Source organism: Pararhizobium sp. DWP3-4 (assembly GCF_049898205.1).
GTDB lineage: Bacteria > Pseudomonadota > Alphaproteobacteria > Rhizobiales > Rhizobiaceae > Pararhizobium.
Map to the genome: position 1 here is coordinate 1 of NZ_JAFCXF010000013.1, position 18,892 is coordinate 18,892.

Below are 18,892 nucleotides of genomic sequence, written 5' to 3' on the forward strand. Positions count from 1 at the left end.
GATCAGCGTTGCGTAGATCGAGGCCTGATGCACCTCTCATCCGCAGCGTCAGCTGGCTTTCTGGTATTGGTCGAGTGGCAATATGTCGTGTTGGTGCTGACACACCAGCGGGCAACTTAAGCCGACCACGGCCGTACGGTTGCCGCCTCTGGAGTCGGGTTGCTGTTCATCGCCTGTAACAGCCGCAGCGACTGGAGCTTCAAATTTTCGAGCCCGGCACTGGCCTGGCGACCAGCTACAGGGGGCATGGGAGCGGGCAATGTCCGCGGCGGACGTCGCCCGCCAAGCGCAGGGACTGGCGCTCGCGATCGAAAAGTATGTCCCTCCCTCTCCCCCCAATCTTGCCTCTCTCGTACTGCTCATCGAGAATGGCCGCCGAATACTTCTGACGGGAGACGCGGGCGTGGGAGCCTGCTCGAATGCCTCACCGCGGCCAAATTAATTGGAGACGATAGGCGGCTCGAAGTCGACGTGCTGCTGACCTGATCGCGTACTCACTGGTGATATGCTGCCTATGCTCGCCTTGAACGGATTCGAACCAATGCCTCGTGCCGAAACGGGTTGTTCCCAGCCAAGGCCCGCAGAGATAAGTGAGTATGGCAGTCTAATCATCAGCCGCCATACCCGTATTGGAGCTAAAGGCCACTAAGCCTTAATGAACGCCAGCAGATCCGGATTAATCACGTCAGCATGGGTGGTCAGCATGCCGTGCGGGAAGCCCTTGTAGATTTTCAGTGTGCTGTTCTTCAGCAACTTGGCCTGGAGTTCCACGGCGTCCTTGTAGGGAACGATCTGATCGTCATCGCCCTGTGTGACCAGCACCGGGACTGTGATCGCCTTCAGATCTTCGGTCTGGTCAGTCTCCGAGAATGCTTTAATGCCGTCGTAATGGGCTTTGGCGCTGCCCATCATGCCCTGGCGCCACCAATTGTCGATCACGCCTTGCGAGACCTTCGCGCCTTCCCGGTTGAAGCCGTAGAATGGGCCGGACGCAACATCGAGGAAGAACTGAGCACGATTGGCTGCGAGTGCGTTACGGAAACCATCGAATACTTCGATGGGTGTGCCATCAGGATTGGCTGCGGTCTTGACCATGAGCGGCGGAACGGCGCTGACAAGAATGGCCTTGGCGACACGGCCCTGCGGCTGCCCATATTTGGCGACGTAACGAGCGACTTCGCCACCACCTGTCGAATGGCCGATATGGACGGCGTTGCGCAGGTTGAGGTGCTGGGCGATAGCTGAAGCATCGGCGGCGTAGTGATCCATGTCGTGACCGTCGCTCACCTGTGACGAGCGGCCATGGCCGCGGCGATCATGTGCGACGACACGGTAGCCCTTGCTGACAAAGAACAGCATCTGGGCATCCCAGTCGTCGGATGACAAAGGCCAACCGTGGTGGAATACGATAGGTTGGGCGTCCTTCGGACCCCAGTCCTTGTAGAAGATTTCCACACCGTCCTTGGTGGTCACGTAACTATGGGTCATTGGTTCAATTCCTTGCTGATGAGGGGAAATTTTATTTTCAGAAGCCAAAGCCGGGATGGCCAGGGCGAGAGAAATGGTGGTGCCGGTCAGCAGAACCTGCCGACGGGAGAGGGAAAATTCGTTGATCATGAGATGTCTCCAGGATTTCGAGCCGGCCAAACCGCCAGCTTAGCCGTTGACGCAAGTTGCGCTTACTCGGCGCCGCGGGTGCTCTCGAACAGGAACCAGGCACGGCGCTCGGCCTCGTCCACCCAGTTCTCGATCAGGCTGGCAGTGGCGATATCGCCATGCTCATCGCAAAGATTGTGGGTCTCCTTCATCAGAGAAACCAGCGTGAGGTTATCTTCACGAAGTTCAGCCAGCATGTCGGCCGGCGTCACGAAATCGGCGTCGTTGTCAAGCAGGCGCTGCACCTTGGAAATATGACCGATAGAGCGGATCGTCGTGCCGCCGATTTTGCGGGCCCTCTCGGCGACATCGTCCGTCATGGCAAAAATCTGCTCGCCCTGCTCATCGAGCATCAGGTGGTAATCGCGGAAGTGAGGCCCGCTCATGTGCCAGTGGAAATTCTTGGTCTTGAGATAAAGCGTGAAGACATCGGCCAGAAGCGCGGTCAGCGCGCCGGAGATTTCGGTCGTTGCGTTGGCGCCGAGGGTAGTCGGCGTTGCGAGCGGCGATTTGCGATGTTTCTCGGCGAGCGTGCGGTCCATGATGATCTCCTTTGGATTGTGTGGGCTGCTGAGGATTTTTTTAGAGCGGTAAGCGACCCCACGGTATCCAATGCTTGGCTAGTCAAACCCACACCAAGGTATAGTTTCGGAACTCTCGGCATTTCGAAACACCCGCGCTATCAATGCTGCGAGCGCCAACCTATCGGTCTGGTTTTACACGGGAATAATAGATTTTGAGTTTGCGTTTTGCCAACCGGGATGGCTTGATGACACGATCGACATCCAGATGGGAAGCAGCATGCCTTCGCTTGGACTTGTGAACCTGAAGCGACGTTTATCGGCTCGCTACGAAACCGGCATTCTGTCGTTTGCATTCGTTCTTGCGGCTACTGTCTTCTATCTCGACACATTCACCGACATCCACAGCGCGCTTGCCACGCTCTATGTCATCACGCTGCTTCTCTCGGCGGAAACGCTGACGGAAAAGGGAACGCTGCTGCTGACGGCAGTCAGCATCGGTCTGTCAATTCTCTCCTACGCCGCGGCCCATGGCACAGACGCCGACCTTGCGGCAATATTGCGCCTGGCGGTGGCCGTCGCTGCCATCTCGATTACCTGTGCGCTGATCATACGGAACCACCGTGCGCGGCTGGATCTGATAAAATCCAATATCGCCTTGCAGAGCAGCGAAGAACGCTACCGGACGATTTTCGAGCAGAGCCGCGTCGCTCTGTGGGAGCGTGATTATTCCGAGGTACGCGCGTCGTTGATGGTCCTTAAAGCGCAGGGCGTCGCCGATCTGGGTGTTTATGCGCGAGACAATCAGAATTTCATCGGCGACTGCATCGCCCGCATACCGACGGTTGCTGCCAATGCTGCGGCGCTGGAGCTTCTCGGTAATGTCAGTGCAGAGAATGCAGGCTCGATGCGCCGCTATATCGCGCAGGATGACGAGACCTTTCTCGATCTGATGGTGGCGATCTTCGATAACCAGAACTATTTCGAGGGCAAAGGCACGATCATCACCAGCGACGGCAGCACCAAGCTGGTTTTGCTGACGGTGGGCTTTCCAGTGGACGTCGCCAACTTCAACCGCGTCATCGTCGGCATGTTCGACATTACGGAGCGCGAACTGGCCCAGAAGGCGATGTTCGAGGCCCAGGCCGAACTCGCACTCGCGTCGCGTGCCGCGACTGTGGGAGCCCTTTCGGCGTCTCTCGCACATGAACTCAACCAACCACTCGGCGCAATCGTCGTCAATGCCCAAACCCTGCAGCGCTGGCTCGATCGGGATCCGCCGGATCTGGCGGCGGTGTCCCGCTCGGCCGAGCGCATCGTACGCGACAGCCAACGCGCCAGCGACATTATCCAGAGCACCCGGTTGATGTTGAGCGAGCGCACGCCGGTCCTCGAGGCAGTGTCATTGGCCGATCTTGTCAGTGAGACGCAAGCTCTCATGGAGAATGAGTTTTCCAGGAACCGGATCACATTCGAAACGAGCGAGGCTCCCGGGATCACCAACGTCTGTGCCGTCCGCATCGAGCTGCAGCAGGTGATGATCAACCTGATCACCAATGCCATTCAGGCCATGGCCGCAACGCCGGAAGAGCTTCGACGGATTTCGGTGTCGATCAACCCGGCAGAGGGCCAAAGCATGCGGGTCAGTGTTCGTGACACCGGCCCTGGCCTGGGCGACGAAATCCTCAAAAACCTGTTCAAGCCGTTCTTCACCACCAAGGAAACCGGCCTTGGCATGGGCCTTGCCATCTGCCGCGGCATGTTGGAAGCCCGTGGCGGCTCTCTGACCGCGAGCAACCATGCGGACGGCGGCGCGCTGTTCGAAATGATCGTACCGATGGAGGCTGTCTATGAGTGATGCCAGGAAGTCCGCCAAAACCACGAGCAACGATACTCCTGTCGTTTACGTGGTGGATGACGATCCCTCAATTCGTGAGGCGCTGGTCGATCTCTTCCTGTCTGTCCGAACGGAAGCACAGGCATTTGAAAGCGCTCATGACCTGCTGGACGGGGCCGATCTCAAGCGACCGGGCTGCATCCTGCTCGACGTAAGGCTGCCCGGCGCCAATGGCCTGGACTTCCAGCTTCATCTGGAAAAACTCGGTAACCGGATGCCGATCATCTTCATGACCGGGCACGGCGACATACCGATGACCGTGCGGGCAATGAAGGCCGGCGCGGTGGATTTTTTGGCAAAGCCGTTCCGGGATCAGGATATCCTCGATGCTGTCGCCGTCGCTTTCCAGAAAGACAGGGACCTGCGCCAACAGTCCGCTGCAAATGGCGCCGTCACGGAACTAGCCAAATCATTGACCCGCCGCGAACATGAGGTCATGACGGCTGTCGTTCAGGGCCTGATGAACAAGCAGATCGCCTTCAACCTCGGCATCAGCGAGATCACGGTCAAACTCCATCGTGGCAATGTCATGCGCAAGATGGAGGCGCGCTCGGTCGCAGATCTGGTCCGCAAAGCCGAGCTGCTTGGGCTATAGATGGAAAAACCTAGACCCTTGTATGGTACAAGGACCAATATCGAAGGCGCATATACCGGGCTGTAGATATAACACGGCAAGGCCCCACTAAATTGTCCAGAACACCAGTCATAGCTATTGTTGACGACGATCGGTCGATCCGCGAGGCGCTTGACGATCTCATTTTGTCCTGCGGCTATCAGAGCCGGCTGTTCACGTCCGCGGAAGAGTATCTTGCTGCGCAGGATCGCGCCTCGATCGACTGCATGCTGGTGGATGTCAAAATGCCCGGTCTCACGGGGATCGAGCTGCAGGCAGTGCTGAACGAACAAGATGCGCTGAAGCCGCCGATGATCTTCATGACATCCTATACCGACAACAAAACAAGGGCGGCGGCGATGGATGGCGGCGCTTTTGCCATTCTCGGCAAGCCTGTGAATTTCAGCCAATTGGTCCAGTGTCTCGAACAGGCACTGAAGCACTGACCCACGCCAACGAGGAGTAAACCCATGTCGCACGGTTGTTCGCATACAACAACGATCCGCACGGTTCACCCCAAAACGCTCGGCTGCGAGGAATGTCTGGAAACAGGACAGGCCTGGTTTCACCTGAGGCTTTGTCGCGAATGTGGCCATGTCGGGTGCTGCAACCAGTCGCCCGGTCGCCACGCCACCGCGCATTTCCATGTCACGCAGCATCCGATCATAGAAGGTTACGATCCGCCGGAAGGGTGGGGATGGTGTTTTGTCGACGAGACGATGGTGGAATTGCCGGACCAGACACCCCAGCGCGGACCGATACCGCGTTACTACTGAAGCCCTTCCGCAAATCGGCATTTGCCAGATGACATTACAGACCGAGGGAGAATTCATGGCGGATCTCAGCGCGCGACAGCACCAGATGTATCCGATGCTGTCCACCCTTCAGATCGAGACGGCAAAACGATTTGCCAGTGGCGAGCCGCAGCATTTCGAAGCCGGTGCCTTCGTGTACAAGGTGGGCGATCACGCAGCACCCGCGTGGTTGGTGTTGGAAGGCGCGATGGATGTCTTTCGCCATGAAGGCCTCTCGCATGAGGCGCCTATCACCACGCATGGCGTTGGTCAGCTATCCGGCGAGGTCAACCAGCTTTCCGGACGCCCGACTTTGGCCGGTGCGCGTGCGGGGGCCGCAGGCTGTATCGCAATTCCTTTCGACGCCGCCCATCTGCGCGCACTTGTTATCGGATCAGCCGATGTCGGCGAGATTATCATGCGCGCCTTCATCCTGCGGCGTGTCGGGCTGATCGATGCGGGCGCTGGCTCGGTGCTCATCGGTGCTCCGGGCAATGCAGCACTTTCACGATTGCAGGGATTCCTCGCCCGCAGCGCCTTTCCCTATATCGTGCTCGATTCATTGGCCGAGGGCGAAGGCCGAGCACTGATCGAACGGCTCGGCATCCTCGCTTCAGAACTTCCCCTGATGGTCTGCCCCAACGGAACGGTGTTGAAGAACCCGACCGACACGGAAGCCGCCGCGTGCCTTGGCATGACGCCGGAGCTGACGCCCGGCAAGCTCTATGACGTTGCCGTCGTCGGGGCCGGGCCAGCGGGCCTTGCCACCGCTGTTTACGCCGCCTCGGAAGGTCTCGATGTCATCGTCATCGACGAACGTTCGGTAGGAGGACAGGCAGGCGCTTCCTCACGCATCGAAAACTATCTCGGCTTCCCGACCGGTATATCCGGCCAGGCGCTGGCCGGGCGCGCCCATAACCAGGCACTTAAATTCGGGGCGGAAATGGTTTTGCCCGTCAGTGTCAGCGGTTTAATCCCCCCGAAAGATGACGCCGGTGCGCTGACACTCGAACTTGGCGGCGGAAAATCTGTGACGGCCCGCAGCGTGGTCATCGCCTCCGGTGCGCACTACCGGCGTCCGGATATCGCCAACATCGAAAGCTTCGAGGGCAACGGCATCTCCTATTGGGCCTCTCCAATCGAAGCAAAACTCTGCGCCGGCGAAGAAATCGCTCTGGTCGGTGGCGGGAATTCGGCAGGCCAGGCCATCGCTTTTCTCGCACCTCAGGTCAAGAAACTGCATCTCGTAGTCCGGCGCGCGCTCGAAGAAACGATGTCGCAATATCTGATCGACCGCATCAAGGCGTTCCCCAATGTCGAACTGCACATGCATTGCGAAGTGGACGCGATCGAAGGTGATCCCGCTGGCGGCCTGAATTCCGCTACCCTGCGCAATCGGCTGGATGGAGGCGAGAGCGAGCTGTCACTTCACCACCTGTTCCTCTTCATCGGGGCCGATCCAAACGCCGGCTGGATCAGCGACCGCGTCCATACCGATGACAAGGGATTTATTGTTACCGGCCAGTCCTTCGATGCGCTTTGCAGCTTCGCCCGCAAGCCCCTGCCCCTGGAAACCAGCCTGCCGAACGTCTTTGCCATCGGCGATGTGCGGGCGGGGTCGACCAAGCGGGTTGCCGCAGCGGTGGGGGAAGGTGCCGCCGTCGTCTCCCAGATCCACACTGCGCTCAGCCTGATGAATACCCCGCACTAAAGCATGCGACATTTCTCGGAACCAAACGACCTACTGGCAAATGCCGGCGGGTCGAAAGTGTCGTTCTATGGAGATTTGAGTGACAGCCGGTCGGCTCAGATTGCCGACGCACCCAGCTGGCGGCCATATGCCACGATTTCCCGGCCAACGACGATACGCTCGGCCTCGAACCGATGCAGGGCGATGGGAAGGTCAATCTCCGACGCCAGGCAATTGCTCAACGCCATGACATCGCCGGCTGCTTTCGACACCCCCATCGCAGTGTGCGGCCGCGCGACGAAGGCGGCGTCACCGATCAGCACGATTGATCGTCCCATCATACGGGGTGCTTCGTAGTCGAAAATCCCCTGGATCGATGGGCTAAGTACCGCCCCGACCGCCAGCGCAAATTGTGGCGGCAGCTTTTTTGTGGCATCGACGCGCAATGCCTGCAGACGATCGTCGGACAGGCCATCACGCGGAAGCGAAAATCCATGCGACCGGCCATCATGATCGGTAAAGGTGTCGGCCAACGCGCTGGCTGCGACTTTGCGAAACCAGACCCAGTTATAGCGGCGATCACCTCTACTCATTTCGCCCTTCGATCCCGGTACCAGATAGCCAAGCACATGGACGCCTGGTCTGACATGGAAGGCAAAGCGATCGACAAGCAGCTCCGCTGCCGCAGGAAGGCTGGTCTCAGGGATAAGTCCACGCCATGCGACATAACCCGCATAGCGGTTCTCATGATCCTGCGGATTGACCGCACGGCGCACCACGGAGCCGAGGCCATCGGCGCCGATGACCAGATCAGCAAGCTCCCGCGTCCCATCCTGGAAAACCAGCTGGGCGCCTTCGTTTCCGTCGAGCACATCGGCCACACCCCGGCCCAGTACATAGCTTTCCGAGGCGATACGCGATGCGACGGTCTCAAACAGGAAATCCCACGATATCTGTGTCTGGGGCATGTGCACGGTCTGGGCGATACTGCCGTCCGGATTGAGATAGATGCGTTCCTTTGCCACCACGCCGACGCGCGCCACATGCTCGCAGCCGATCAGCCGGAGTATATGCAGCAGGTCGTTCTGGCCGACCAGCCCGGCCCCCCGGCCGGCGAGACCGTTCCTTGAACGCTCGTAGATGCGAACATCGTGGCCAGCCTGCTGGAGCATGATGCCGGCGAACAGACCGGCGAGCGACCCGCCGACGATTCTGATACGGAGCTGTTTCATCGTCCCGCCCTCATTGCCCGACAACCGTCGGCGAATGCCGACGGTGATGAAAGATTTTCACCGCGAAGGCTGCGATGCCAAGTGCCGCGCCCAGCAGGCTGACGAAGAGCCAGCCACCCTGCCCCCATGCCAACGTCGCCAGGGCCGAGCCGGCCGCCCCACCGAGAAACATGCCGGTCATGAACACCGTATTGAGTCGGCTGCGTGCGTCTGCGTCCAGCGCATAGATGATATGCTGGTTGGAGATCAGTGCGCTCTGGATGCCGAAATCGAGCACGATGACGCCGACAACCAACGAAGCGATAGATGCCCAGACGCCAAAGATCAGCCAGGCGACGATCGTCAAGCCTGCGCCCATCCAGACCACGAAATGCGGTCCGCGCTTGTCGGCGACCCAGCCTGCGAGCGGCGCTGCAAATATACCGACAGCACCGACGATCCCGAACAGACCCGCTACATCCGCCCCGAGTTGAAACTTCGGTCCGGCGAGATAGAGAGCCAGAATGGTCCAGAAAGCGGTGAAGGAAGCAAACAGGAATGCCTGGATAATAGTTGCAGCTCGCAGCGCCGGGTGGCGCTTCCACAGATGTCCGAGTGACTGGATCGCCTGATGATAGCGCAGGGTCGATGTGAGGCGGTGCTGGGGCAGGACCACGAACATGAGACCTGCGGCGATCAGGGCAAGCGGCACGCCAATCCAGAACATTTCCCGCCAGCCGGCATGCTCGCCGACGAAGCCCGAAAGTGTGCGGCTGAACAAGATGCCCGACAACACGCCAGCCATGACCGTTCCGATCGTCGCGCCGCGCTTTTCCGGTGCTGCCAGCGATGCGGCAAAAGGCACGATCTGTTGGGCGACCGTCGAACAGGCTCCGACGATGACCGACGCCGCAACCAGAATCCCGGCCGATGGTGCCAGTGCCGCAAGCGCCAGTGCCGCCGCCAACACTACGAACTGGCCGATAATCATTTTGCGCCGGTTCACCATGTCGCCTAGCGGCAACAGCAAGAAAAGCCCGAGCGCGTAGCCGAGCTGCGTTGCGGTCGGTACCATGCCGGTAATGGGCTGGTCGCCGAACTCACTCTCGATGATGCCGAGCATTGGCTGATTGTAGTAGATGTTGGCAACCGCAATGCCGCCAGCAACGGCCATCGCCAGTAGCGCCGCCTGCCCAATTTCCCGACTACGAGCATCCGGCGCCATCCCGGCCTGTATCGGTCCTGTCTTTTCCATGATCCTGCTCCATTTCCAATCCTGATCTGCGCAGACGGTATGCCGGATGGCGGTGCAGGCACATTCAATGGAAGTCTATCCGTACCTATACATCGGTCTAGGCTCGCATCGATGCGTTGAATGCTAGATTTGTCGAAACGCAATTGCAGGGAGACGTCCATGAGCAGAAGCGGCCAGACGGAATCGAACGCCATACCGCACCGGCAGGCGGCTGGGGCGCTCTCAAGGCCGTTGCAAAGACGCTCGCACATCAGCAGATCATCGCCGAGGGCGCTGTGACACTGTTGAAGGCCAACCAGCCCAACGGTTTCGATTGTCCCGGTTGCGCCTGGCCGGACCCCAAGCACACAAGTTCTTTCGAGTTTTGCGAGAATGGCGCCAAGGCGATTACCTGGGAATTGACGGCCAAGCGCGTCGGCCCCGATTTCTTTGCTTCGCATTCGGTGACGGACCTCTGGGACTGGAGCGATCACAAGCTTGAAGACCAGGGCCGCCTTACGCACCCGCTGATCTACGACCACTGCAGTGACCGCTATATCGCGATCGAATGGGAGGATGCATTCAATCGTATCGCTGCAGGGCTGAACAGCCTGCCCAGCCCTGACGCGGCCGAATTCTACACCTCCGGAAGGGCCTCGAACGAGGCGGCATTCCTGTTCCAGCTGTTTGTACGCGCCTACGGTACCAACAATTTTCCCGACTGTTCCAACATGTGCCATGAGGCAACCAGCGTCGGGCTGCCCCTGTCGATCGGCGTGGGCAAGGGCACGGTGACGCTGGAGGATTTCGACAATTGCGACGCGATCTTTTCGTTCGGACACAATCCCGGCACCAACCATCCGCGCATGATGACCACGCTGCACGAGGCTTCTCGCCGGGGCGTACCCATCGTGGTCTTCAATCCGCTCAAAGAACGAGCGCTGGAGCGGTTTGCGGCGCCGCAGGACCCAATCGAGATGACCACTCTGTCATCGACACCGATCGCCTCGGCCTATCACCAGGTCCGTACCGGCGGCGATCTTGCGGCGCTCAAGGGCCTGATGAAGCGTATCTTCGAGCGCGACGTAGCTGATATCGCATCCGGTGGAGCCGGCGTGCTTGATCGCGAGTTCATCGCCACCCATACCATCGGACTTGATGCGCTGAAAGCCGATGTCGAGCAGACAGAATGGCCTGAGATCATCGAAAAGTCCGGTCTGTCGCTCGAGGCACTCGATAGTGCTGTCGACGTCTACCTCAAAGCGAAAAATGTCATCCTCTGCTACGGCATGGGCATTACCCAACACGCCAATGGCACGGCCAATGTGCAGCAACTCGCCAACTTCCTGATGCTGCGGGGTAATATCGGCCGACCGGGCGCCGGTATCTGCCCCTTGCGCGGCCATTCCAATGTTCAAGGCGACCGGACTGTCGGCATTACTGAAATCCCCAATGCAGCTCTCTTGGATGGCATGGAAAAAGCCTTCGGTTTTCGACCGCCTGCGGAAAAGGGCCACAACGCGGTGGAGGCAATCGAAGCGATTATCGACGGCAAGTCGAAAGCGCTTATCTGCCTTGGCGGTAATCTCGCCGTCGCCATGTCGGATCCTGAAGCGACGTTCGCCGGTATGCGGAAGCTCGACATGGCCGTGCATCTCGCGACGAAGCTCAATCGCTCACATCTCCTCCTGGCAAAGACGTCGATCATCCTTCCGGTGCTGGGCCGGACGGATCTGGACATTCAGGCAACGGGGCGCCAGTCCGTCACTGTGGAGGATTCCATGTCGATGGTGCATGCGTCACGGGGGTTCCTCAAGCCGCCAAGCGACCAGTTGCGCTCGGAGCCGTGGATCGTCGCCGGCATGGCCAGGGCAACGCTTGGCGACAGGCATGGCATCGATTGGGAGGGTAGGGCTGCTGACTACGGCCTGATCCGTGACAAGATCGAGATCGTCTTTCCAGACTTCCATGAGTTCAATGTGCGCGTGAAAATTCCCGGCGGCTTCCGCCTCACCGTTGCCGCTTCTGATCGCGTGTGGAAAACGCAGTCCGGCAAAGCCGAGTTTCTCGTTGCACCAGGTCTTGATGAGGACGCCCGCTTGCGTGACCCCGATGCTCTCGTGCTGGCCACGGTGCGCAGCCACGACCAGTACAACACTACCATATATGGACTCGACGACCGTTATCGTGGCGTTTTCGGCCGCCGCGATGTTATCTTCATGAACCGATACGACCTGAAAACGCGCGGCCTTGCCGACGGCGACCTGATCGACATCGAAGCGATTTCGGGAAGCGGTACCAGAAGCGTTACAGGGTTTACAGCTGTTGCGTACGACATACCGCCCGGTTCGGTGGCAGGCTACTACCCCGAAATGAACCACGTCATTGCGCTAACGGATTACGACAGAAAATCGGGAACGCCAGCATATAAAGGCGTTCCAGTGAGGATACGGCGATCCCTGTAATCAATCTGACCGCTCGATCGGGAACGCTGATGTTGCGATGCAGGAAGGCGGTCACTCGTGCCATTTCCCCCCTTTAAACGTTGGATGCCGGGGAGTGACATCCTTCTGATAAGCGCATTCCACCTCACTCGGCTACCCGCCATGACGCCTGTCGCCTTGAACCGAATCGAACCGAACCGGCGACCCTCGCATTCTTCCTATTCTACCGGTGTCCTAAGCTGCTGTGAAATTTGGATTTTGAAGCGTAAGGCGATCTATGGGACTGTAGCACGCTATCGATTACACGCACGAACATCCTGCGAGCCGGGAGACTTCGAATGCTGCCACGCGCATCTTCATGTCGGTCTTGATAATCATCGCCGACAGCACGGTCTTCACGTGACGGGTTTCCGGCAGAACAACATCAAAGCCAGCTTTCGTCAGACCTTCATCAACCATTGAGACAATGGGCCTGCTTCCAGGCGATCCGATGCCACCTCTTACAAGCCTTGAAGCACACGTATGACGGAGCAGTGGGGAACGACGTCGCTATCGGTCGATAGCCCCACCTCTTGCTTGGCCTGGTTCCACACCGCGCGGAATTGTTGCTGATTGATGGTAACGAAAGGTCCGTTCCGTCCTGCTTGGCGGGCAACCGCTGCGACAGCACGCGACGTAAGAGGGACTGACCGGCTATTTCCGGATTTCGTCACAGGCGCGGCCGTCGTGAAAAGACAAGCTGGCTTCAGGCTCAAGGATGGGCGGATTTTTCCTCAATGCCGACACCGATGCACTCAACCGCGAGCACGAGTTCTTCGGCGAAGTATTCTACGACAGCCAGTCCGATCATGAATATATCGTTGGACCCGGTGAGTTTAGCCTCAGGAGATCGATGAGAACGCCATGTAGGTAGTGTCCCTTCCCATTTCGCAAAAACTGGTTAGACGCCTATTCTTCATAACGGAGGAGAGGCGTCTGGCAGGTAGCGGTAGGCGGTTACCAAGAGATCACCGTGTAGGGCGAAAAACGCTGAAATTCGTCGTCAATAAACTCGAAATAATATTCTGTGCATATTGACAGCGACTTAGAACGGTCGTGAACGATTTTACTACGCAAGGATCTACCAATGGCTGATGATACAAACTTAACTCCTGCAGTCGAGACAGCGTCCGCTGAGGCGTCCTCGAAGACAAAAGAAAAGAAGACGCGCGCACCGCGCAAGCCGAAGGCCGCTGCGGACGCTGTTGCTGAAACTTCGGTAAGCGCTCCGGTGAAGAAGACCCGCGGTCCGGCAAAGAAAGCAGCGGCTACCATCGCGCCTGTTGCAGCCGAGCCGGCCGCTAAGGCATCGGCTCCCGCAAAGAAGGGCACAGTTGCGAAGGCTCTGCCCGCCAAGCGCGCGCAGAAAATCGAGGCCGCGCCGGTTGATACTGACGGTTTTGCGGATCTTCTGAAGCTCGAAGAAGAAAACCAGAAGCTTCGTAAGGAGCTTTTCGACAAACTCCGCGCCGAAAACGCTGATCTCCGCAAAAAGCTCGGAACGGCTTGATCGTAGACGATCGCCAACAGCGGCTGATTGTAGTGCCGCTTCACGACTAAAGGCCGGGCTCGCATTGCAAGCCCGGTCTCCCGCTCGGTACTATGGAGCCAGGAAACGAGTCGGAGACGGTCGATGAGATCACCATGGCAACTAATCAAGGGGCTTGTATCGCGCAGCAAGTCCGAGGAAGGCGGTGCAACGGCTGATGAGGCCGTGGCGACATCTGACCCGCAGGTTGAGGTGTTCGAGCAGCGCAATGCGCCGCAAAGGGAACTGGAAGCGCAACCAGGTACTAACACTCAATCAACCGCCGGCGGGAACGAAACTGACCGGCATTTGCCGTCTATCGATGCAGACGCCCAGCAACCCTTACCAGCGGTGCAAACCAATCCTTTGCCCTTGCGGGTGGCAGGAAACGTGGGACGTGACCGACCCGCACCGGTGGTGCCTCTCGACGGGAAAGGGGGTTCAGGCACCCTTGCCACCGGATTAAACGAGCGACGGGCGAAGGCGCCCCACGCGCGAGGAAACCTCGGCAAGCGGACGATTGTCAAGACAGCCGTAGAACAGCCAGTAGCGACGAAGACGACGGCCGTTGACGAAGCTGCTGAGCTGGACCTCGAAATCAAAAATCTTAGATTGGAGCTATCTGCGAAACTACTTGAGCAGAACACCCAGCTACGTCGTATGATTGAGCGCTACGGTGACAAGTGAGCCCGAGCCCGCCGGTGCAGTGGCGATCTTCTGCGGGCGCGTTTCCCGCCGACGCGGACCGACGCGCCTGAATAAAAATAGGTGTGGGCCGTTTCCTTGGGTACCCGCTGAAAAGAAAGCCCTCTCTGACGTGCTCCGTTTTTGATGAACCGCTGGATTACAAGCCCCGTCCCGGGCGACTTACGCATTTTGGGTGGTGAGTCCACGTCCAACGAAACGCCTGGTGCGCCGGCCGCCATAGCTTTTGAACAGCCTCTCTGCTCAATAAGCCTCTTGAGTCCACCTATGTCGTGATCGAAGAAGTGGACCTGGACAATTGGGGTTGGGGTGGCCTCCCCACGGTCCAGTATCGGCGACAGCGCGCCGAGGCCGCGAAGTCCTAAACTTGCATTGCAACCCGTCCTTTTTCTTAAAGGCGAGGCGGGTATATACAGCGGGCCGGGATCGAATTTCGCAAAGACGTATCCCGGTCCCCTTCCCACAATTGCTTGAGCACAATTCCCCGAAACAACCTTTGCGTTGCGATAGGGAAGTCGCAGCTGCTTCGCATTCAAGCTGCTGGGTGTTAAGTTTAGAACCCAGCCCAGCAGGAGGTCGACCCTATGCAAAAATTCTCAGTAACTATCACGGAGGCGATCGATGCTGACAGCGCCGAAGAGGCAGCCTTACTTCTTTATCAGAAGCTATTTAAGGGGCCACCGCCATTGACCTTTGCAGTCACGGACGAAACAGCCCGCACAACCGACATAACCCTGGACCAGGCAGATGCGCGTGAATTTGCAGTTGCCGACCACACCGCAGACCCTGGGAACTGGTAAGGCGGCCGAAAAGTCCGATGCAGGAAGTACACTTCCCATAGACTTTTTGTTCTGTTTTTCCAGGAGAATTGAGATTGTTGGCAAACTCGCTGTCTGCAATGGGCTTTCTCTACTCAGATTTGAATTGCCCAACCTTGTCCATCTCCGACTCGCCGGCCGGACTTGCAGCGTGGCTGCTGGGGCAGCCGGGGTTCTCACATTGGACGTTTGACAACACTGATCCCGAAAAGTCGCCTGATGAAGTGCTCGATGACGTCACTCTGTACTGGCTGACCAACAGCGCGGCCTCGTCGGCGCGGATTTGCTGGGAATAGGGCGGACGCAGTCCGGTTTTGTCGGGGCCGGAGATGACGTCACAGATCTCGCTCCCGGTGGCCATCACCGTTTTCCCGGAGGAGATCTATCGGACCCCAGTGACATGGGCGCGACGGGCCTATCGCAACCTGGTCTACTTCCATGAGGTCGACAAAGGCGGGCACTTCGCCGCCTAAGAACAGCCGCAGCTTTTCTGCCGAAATCAGAGCCGCGTTCCGATCTCTGCGGAAGGAAATCTGAGCGCGCGAAATCCGTCACTCACAACAATTCTGTTATCCAGAGGGAGAAGCGAAAATCAAATGGGATAAAACACCGCTCGTCAAGGCAGCCGCAGAAGGTACCGGCAACCGACGACAAGCCGCCCTTTAACATCTTTGGGCCCGAAACGATACCGCAGCCCAACGCGGTCGTCGCAGCGGGCCGCACCCGATGTGCCGATACGCTGACCTGCGCCCCGGTGGTATCCACTGTATCGATCCGCGGCCGGGCAACAGGCGTCGGCAGCGAGCTTGCGACATGCGGTTTGCAAGTCGCGAAAATGCAATCATTTCGCAGTGGGAGATTGGCGCGGCGCTTGTTTCGGCCGATGGCCCTATTGCTCGTCTTCCACGGCTGATTGGCCGCGGTCGAGCGCTCGAAGTGCTATTGAGCGGTAGCGACATCAATGGCGAGATTGCCGAGCGGTACGGTTATGTGAACAGGTCGCTGCCGGATACTGACCTCGACAGGCTCGGCGCAGCGACGGTGCCCCGTCTTCGCACTGGTGGACTTGTAGAGCGCCGCTCCCATCACCGCATCGCTGCCATCGTCGCCCAGTGGCCACGAAAGACCAGCAATCTCGACACGGCGCAATCGACTTGTGACCGAGCCCTTTTGCAAATCTGTATCTCAGAATCTCGCGGACGCGCCGCATCTTTAGTCTCTGCGGGCATCGCGTCCCTTCCTCTCAGCGCAACTGAAAGGTCGAACGTCTCACCAACCGACACCCGGACAAACAGCCCAATCAGGAGCGCGGCATCGCCTCGGAACAGGGGGACAGCATCTTTTCGAACGACGGGGCGGCTTGCCTCCGAATTTGCAGGCATAGCGCCGAAAGCGGTCATCCGCGTCTCTTCGAGGCGGAAAACCGTCAATTCGCTAAATCTCCACAAAACGCCGACGCTGTGAATTACTGTTCCGGCATGGCTTTAGGATGACAGTCAATCGTGTAGACGCTCACTGGCTCAAGCTTTCCGCGTATCCTAATCGGCCCCAACGCCCTCACAGGGAAAAGACCATGAGTTCTACCAAGCGTCTCATCTGTCAGCACAATCTCCACCCCGCTGTCTTTTGCTACGCCAACGAGCCGGCTTGCGAGGTTGACCACATCGCCGATTGCTGTGTAGCTCAGGCGTGCTGTCGAGCCTATATTCCCAACCAACGCCACACCCGTGTTGATGCCGATCCGCACACGGACTGCGTCATGTTTAGGTGACATCGGAGGCAAAGCATGCATAGAGGCGCGGATGGCAGCCGCAGCGCGGCACGCTCTCAGAGCGTGATTGGTCTCGTCACCTGGTGCATTCCAGATCGCCATGACGGCATCGCCGATGAACTTGTCCACCGTGCCGCCCTCGGCATGGATGGCTGCGGTCGACAACGTCAAAAAGCCGGTGAGACTTGGCTCAACTCCGGCACCAAGCTCCTCTGTCAGTTCCGTGAAGCCCGGCAGGTCGGCGAACAGGACCGTTATTTCCCGCAGCTCGCCACCGGGCTTGGGCTCGATGTTGCCATCGATAAGAGGACGCACCACGTCGATCGGAAGGTATCGCGCGAAGGCGGAAAGACCATTCGACATCCGCTTTAGCACGAGCGAAAAATCATCGAGCTCTGCCAACATGGTCGGGCGATACCGGACTGCGTCGAGTTCGAATCTTCCGATCAGATGTAACTGCTCTGCAAGACGCGATAGGGGCCGGGCAAACAAAATCCTGGCGAAAGCTATCGCCATGACTGCCGCAAGTATGGCGATGCCGAGGACCACAAAGATCACGCGCTGGCTGTTGGCATCGTTGTCGCCGGCGAGGGTCGCACGCGGGATAGCGGCGACCAGTCGCCAGTCTTCAAATGGAAGCTTGTTAGAGGAGACGAAGACCGGTCCGAGATCCTTGCTGCCAATCAGAGTGCGAAAGCTGTCATTCTTCTCCTGCGTTTGTGCGGATACGACTGATGCCGCCAAGGTGTCTGACGTTGGAAAATTATTGAGGTCCCCAATCATAACACCGTCCAAAGCGCCGGAAGTTGCCAAGACCATGCTGCCTCGGGTGAGCATGAAGATTTTGCTGTCCTTTGGGATCATCAGTGATCTGAGCGTGGCTGAAAGCCGTTGAAGACTGACAGCGACCATGACAACGCCATTGACATGTTCTGATATGCGGACCTTGCCTGATACGACGATAGCCGGCTCGAACCCCAGCGGCAGCGTGTTGACGACACTCCAAGCCAACTGTTCGTTCCGTTCGCCGTTCCGGTACCATTGAGAGGTTTCGGCGATGTAGTTGCTTGCCGTCTCCGGAGGATGTTCGTCGACGAGATTGCCGCTCATCGAATAGTAAACCTTGCGGCGGAGCGAACGAGTTTTGCCCAGAGTTGGGCCGCCGATTTCCACCCTTTCGATTTTTCCTTCGGGTGTCACATGGGACCCGTAGAAATGGCCGTCGGGAAAGGCGATGCCGATCCATGCGATTACCGGTTGCTCCTTCATCAGCGACAGGAATAGTGAATCGAACTTCATAGGCTCGTCGGGCCGGAACGCGCTCAGTGCAAAAATTGATCTCACGATTTCGGCGGTGCTCGAAACCACGGTTAGGTTGGAGACAAGCTCGTTGCCGACTGTGGCACTGCTTTGGACGTCGAGCATCGCCACCACTTTCTCGACATTCCGGCTAGCGGTCCGATACCAAATCAAATGGACAAGGGCTGCGGTAGACAGAATGGTGAGCAGCAATAGTACGATGAACGCATGCGGGATTTTCACGCGTGGGAAGACCTTGGCATTTATACGCACGAATTCGGTTACTCCCTCTCCATTTACGAAACGTCGGCGTGGGCACTCCCGTCGGTGCAACAGGCAGACCATCAGCGCGACATGCTTAACTCCCGCGGGCTGGGCTGACAATCAGCTGCTGGCGGCCCCCGTACCGTTCTGCGCCGACCGCCAGGTGAGGTCCCGCCCTGTGGCTCCTCGGCGAACGCATGGCGCAGCTGAAGGTGTCAAGCCGGCTGAATGAGGATTTCACTACAGGCCCGGCTTCAGCGGCGCCCACAAATATCAGCCGATTTATTGACGGGTTACAAACAACTTCTAAGGCAGTGCAGGCCGCCTCGCTCGTCGCCACGCATCGATCGGAGTACAAGGATTCTAAGTGGACCTCTGCGAGCCTGGTTTAGCTTCGGAATGGCAATT

14 protein-coding genes and 5 pseudogenes are annotated in these 18,892 nt (G+C 58.4%); 12 read left to right on the forward strand and 7 right to left on the reverse strand.

Annotation, left to right across the window (positions count from 1 at the left end):
* Nucleotides 1-645: 645 nt before the first annotated feature.
* Nucleotides 646-1,617, reverse strand: a complete 972-nt coding sequence (locus tag ACP7E6_RS24985; RefSeq protein WP_426232391.1) for an alpha/beta fold hydrolase — start codon at nucleotides 1,615-1,617, stop codon at nucleotides 646-648.
* 62 nt (nucleotides 1,618-1,679) lie between these two features.
* On the reverse strand, nucleotides 1,680-2,198 hold the full coding sequence (locus ACP7E6_RS24990; RefSeq protein ID WP_426232392.1) for a Dps family protein: 519 nt from the start codon (nucleotides 2,196-2,198) through the stop codon (nucleotides 1,680-1,682).
* A gap of 259 nt (nucleotides 2,199-2,457) precedes the next feature.
* On the opposite strand from ACP7E6_RS24990, the gene ACP7E6_RS24995 reads away from it, so the two are divergent.
* From ACP7E6_RS24995 to ACP7E6_RS25015, 5 genes are all read left to right on the forward strand, one after another.
* Nucleotides 2,458-4,035 (forward strand): sensor histidine kinase, encoded by a 1,578-nt coding sequence (locus tag ACP7E6_RS24995; RefSeq protein WP_426232393.1) that lies wholly within the window; start codon nucleotides 2,458-2,460, stop codon nucleotides 4,033-4,035.
* Nucleotides 4,028-4,669 carry a response regulator transcription factor gene (locus tag ACP7E6_RS25000; RefSeq protein ID WP_426232394.1) on the forward strand — a complete coding sequence of 214 codons (642 nt, stop codon included), beginning with the start codon at nucleotides 4,028-4,030 and terminating at the stop codon, nucleotides 4,667-4,669. Before ACP7E6_RS24995 ends, ACP7E6_RS25000 begins: the two co-directional genes overlap by 8 nt.
* Before the next feature lie 92 nt (nucleotides 4,670-4,761).
* The gene (locus ACP7E6_RS25005; RefSeq protein WP_426232395.1) at nucleotides 4,762-5,133 is read left to right on the forward strand and encodes a response regulator transcription factor; all 372 of its coding nucleotides are present in this window, start codon (nucleotides 4,762-4,764) and stop codon (nucleotides 5,131-5,133) included.
* Between the two features lie 24 nt (nucleotides 5,134-5,157).
* Nucleotides 5,158-5,463, forward strand: coding sequence for a UBP-type zinc finger domain-containing protein (locus tag ACP7E6_RS25010; protein WP_426232396.1), 306 nt, complete (start codon nucleotides 5,158-5,160; stop codon nucleotides 5,461-5,463).
* 55 nt (nucleotides 5,464-5,518) lie between these two features.
* Nucleotides 5,519-7,192 (forward strand): FAD-dependent oxidoreductase, encoded by a 1,674-nt coding sequence (locus ACP7E6_RS25015; RefSeq protein ID WP_426232397.1) that lies wholly within the window; start codon nucleotides 5,519-5,521, stop codon nucleotides 7,190-7,192.
* A gap of 95 nt (nucleotides 7,193-7,287) precedes the next feature.
* Here ACP7E6_RS25015 and ACP7E6_RS25020 read toward each other — a convergent pair whose 3' ends face one another.
* Together ACP7E6_RS25020 and ACP7E6_RS25025 are read right to left on the reverse strand one after the other, a co-directional pair.
* On the reverse strand, nucleotides 7,288-8,403 hold the full coding sequence (locus ACP7E6_RS25020; protein ID WP_426232398.1) for an FAD-dependent monooxygenase: 1,116 nt from the start codon (nucleotides 8,401-8,403) through the stop codon (nucleotides 7,288-7,290).
* A 10-nt stretch (nucleotides 8,404-8,413) separates the two neighbouring features.
* A complete protein-coding gene (locus ACP7E6_RS25025; RefSeq protein WP_426232399.1) occupies nucleotides 8,414-9,637 on the reverse strand; it encodes an MFS transporter in 1,224 nt (407 codons plus the stop codon).
* A gap of 116 nt (nucleotides 9,638-9,753) precedes the next feature.
* On the opposite strand from ACP7E6_RS25025, the gene ACP7E6_RS25030 reads away from it, so the two are divergent.
* The gene (locus ACP7E6_RS25030; protein ID WP_426232400.1) at nucleotides 9,754-12,081 is read left to right on the forward strand and encodes an FdhF/YdeP family oxidoreductase; all 2,328 of its coding nucleotides are present in this window, start codon (nucleotides 9,754-9,756) and stop codon (nucleotides 12,079-12,081) included.
* Nucleotides 12,082-12,414: 333 nt separating this feature from the next.
* On the opposite strand, the pseudogene ACP7E6_RS25035 reads toward ACP7E6_RS25030, so the two are convergent.
* A pseudogene (locus ACP7E6_RS25035) lies at nucleotides 12,415-12,542 on the reverse strand (IS110 family transposase); the annotation flags it as partial.
* 7 nt (nucleotides 12,543-12,549) lie between these two features.
* Nucleotides 12,550-12,773 (reverse strand): annotated as a pseudogene (locus ACP7E6_RS25040) (tyrosine-type recombinase/integrase); the annotation flags it as partial.
* Nucleotides 12,774-13,186: 413 nt separating this feature from the next.
* Between ACP7E6_RS25040 and ACP7E6_RS25045 the strand changes: the two are divergent.
* From ACP7E6_RS25045 to ACP7E6_RS25070, 6 genes and pseudogenes are all read left to right on the forward strand, one after another.
* Entirely contained in the window at nucleotides 13,187-13,609 is a 423-nt protein-coding gene (locus tag ACP7E6_RS25045) for a hypothetical protein (protein ID WP_426232401.1), read from the forward strand.
* A 123-nt stretch (nucleotides 13,610-13,732) separates the two neighbouring features.
* Entirely contained in the window at nucleotides 13,733-14,314 is a 582-nt protein-coding gene (locus tag ACP7E6_RS25050; RefSeq protein ID WP_426232402.1) for a hypothetical protein, read from the forward strand.
* A gap of 257 nt (nucleotides 14,315-14,571) precedes the next feature.
* Nucleotides 14,572-14,697, forward strand: a pseudogene (locus ACP7E6_RS25055) (tautomerase family protein); the annotation flags it as partial.
* Between the two features lie 219 nt (nucleotides 14,698-14,916).
* The gene (locus ACP7E6_RS25060) at nucleotides 14,917-15,132 is read left to right on the forward strand and encodes a hypothetical protein (RefSeq protein ID WP_426232403.1); all 216 of its coding nucleotides are present in this window, start codon (nucleotides 14,917-14,919) and stop codon (nucleotides 15,130-15,132) included.
* Between the two features lie 137 nt (nucleotides 15,133-15,269).
* Nucleotides 15,270-15,687: pseudogene (locus ACP7E6_RS25065) on the forward strand (alpha/beta fold hydrolase); the annotation flags it as partial.
* A 34-nt stretch (nucleotides 15,688-15,721) separates the two neighbouring features.
* Nucleotides 15,722-16,614 (forward strand): annotated as a pseudogene (locus ACP7E6_RS25070) (enoyl-CoA hydratase/isomerase family protein).
* 1 nt (nucleotide 16,615) lies between these two features.
* Here ACP7E6_RS25070 and ACP7E6_RS25075 read toward each other — a convergent pair.
* The gene (locus tag ACP7E6_RS25075; protein ID WP_426232404.1) at nucleotides 16,616-18,493 is read right to left on the reverse strand and encodes an adenylate/guanylate cyclase domain-containing protein; all 1,878 of its coding nucleotides are present in this window, start codon (nucleotides 18,491-18,493) and stop codon (nucleotides 16,616-16,618) included.
* Between the last annotated feature and the right edge of the window lie 399 nt (nucleotides 18,494-18,892).

What these genes read in the sequence shown, in the direction of transcription:
- ACP7E6_RS24985 (WP_426232391.1), bottom strand. Translation starts at nt 1,617, where the DNA reads ATGATCAACGAATTTTCCCTCTCCCGTCGGCAGGTTCTGCTGACCGGC.
- ACP7E6_RS24990 (WP_426232392.1), bottom strand. Translation starts at nt 2,198, where the DNA reads ATGGACCGCACGCTCGCCGAGAAACATCGCAAATCGCCGCTCGCAACG.
- ACP7E6_RS24995 (WP_426232393.1), top strand. Translation starts at nt 2,458, where the DNA reads ATGCCTTCGCTTGGACTTGTGAACCTGAAGCGACGTTTATCGGCTCGC.
- ACP7E6_RS25000 (WP_426232394.1), top strand. Translation starts at nt 4,028, where the DNA reads ATGAGTGATGCCAGGAAGTCCGCCAAAACCACGAGCAACGATACTCCT.
- ACP7E6_RS25010 (WP_426232396.1), top strand. Translation starts at nt 5,158, where the DNA reads ATGTCGCACGGTTGTTCGCATACAACAACGATCCGCACGGTTCACCCC.
- ACP7E6_RS25015 (WP_426232397.1), top strand. Translation starts at nt 5,519, where the DNA reads ATGGCGGATCTCAGCGCGCGACAGCACCAGATGTATCCGATGCTGTCC.
- ACP7E6_RS25020 (WP_426232398.1), bottom strand. Translation starts at nt 8,403, where the DNA reads ATGAAACAGCTCCGTATCAGAATCGTCGGCGGGTCGCTCGCCGGTCTG.
- ACP7E6_RS25025 (WP_426232399.1), bottom strand. Translation starts at nt 9,637, where the DNA reads ATGGAAAAGACAGGACCGATACAGGCCGGGATGGCGCCGGATGCTCGT.
- ACP7E6_RS25045 (WP_426232401.1), top strand. Translation starts at nt 13,187, where the DNA reads ATGGCTGATGATACAAACTTAACTCCTGCAGTCGAGACAGCGTCCGCT.
- ACP7E6_RS25050 (WP_426232402.1), top strand. Translation starts at nt 13,733, where the DNA reads ATGAGATCACCATGGCAACTAATCAAGGGGCTTGTATCGCGCAGCAAG.
- ACP7E6_RS25060 (WP_426232403.1), top strand. Translation starts at nt 14,917, where the DNA reads ATGCAAAAATTCTCAGTAACTATCACGGAGGCGATCGATGCTGACAGC.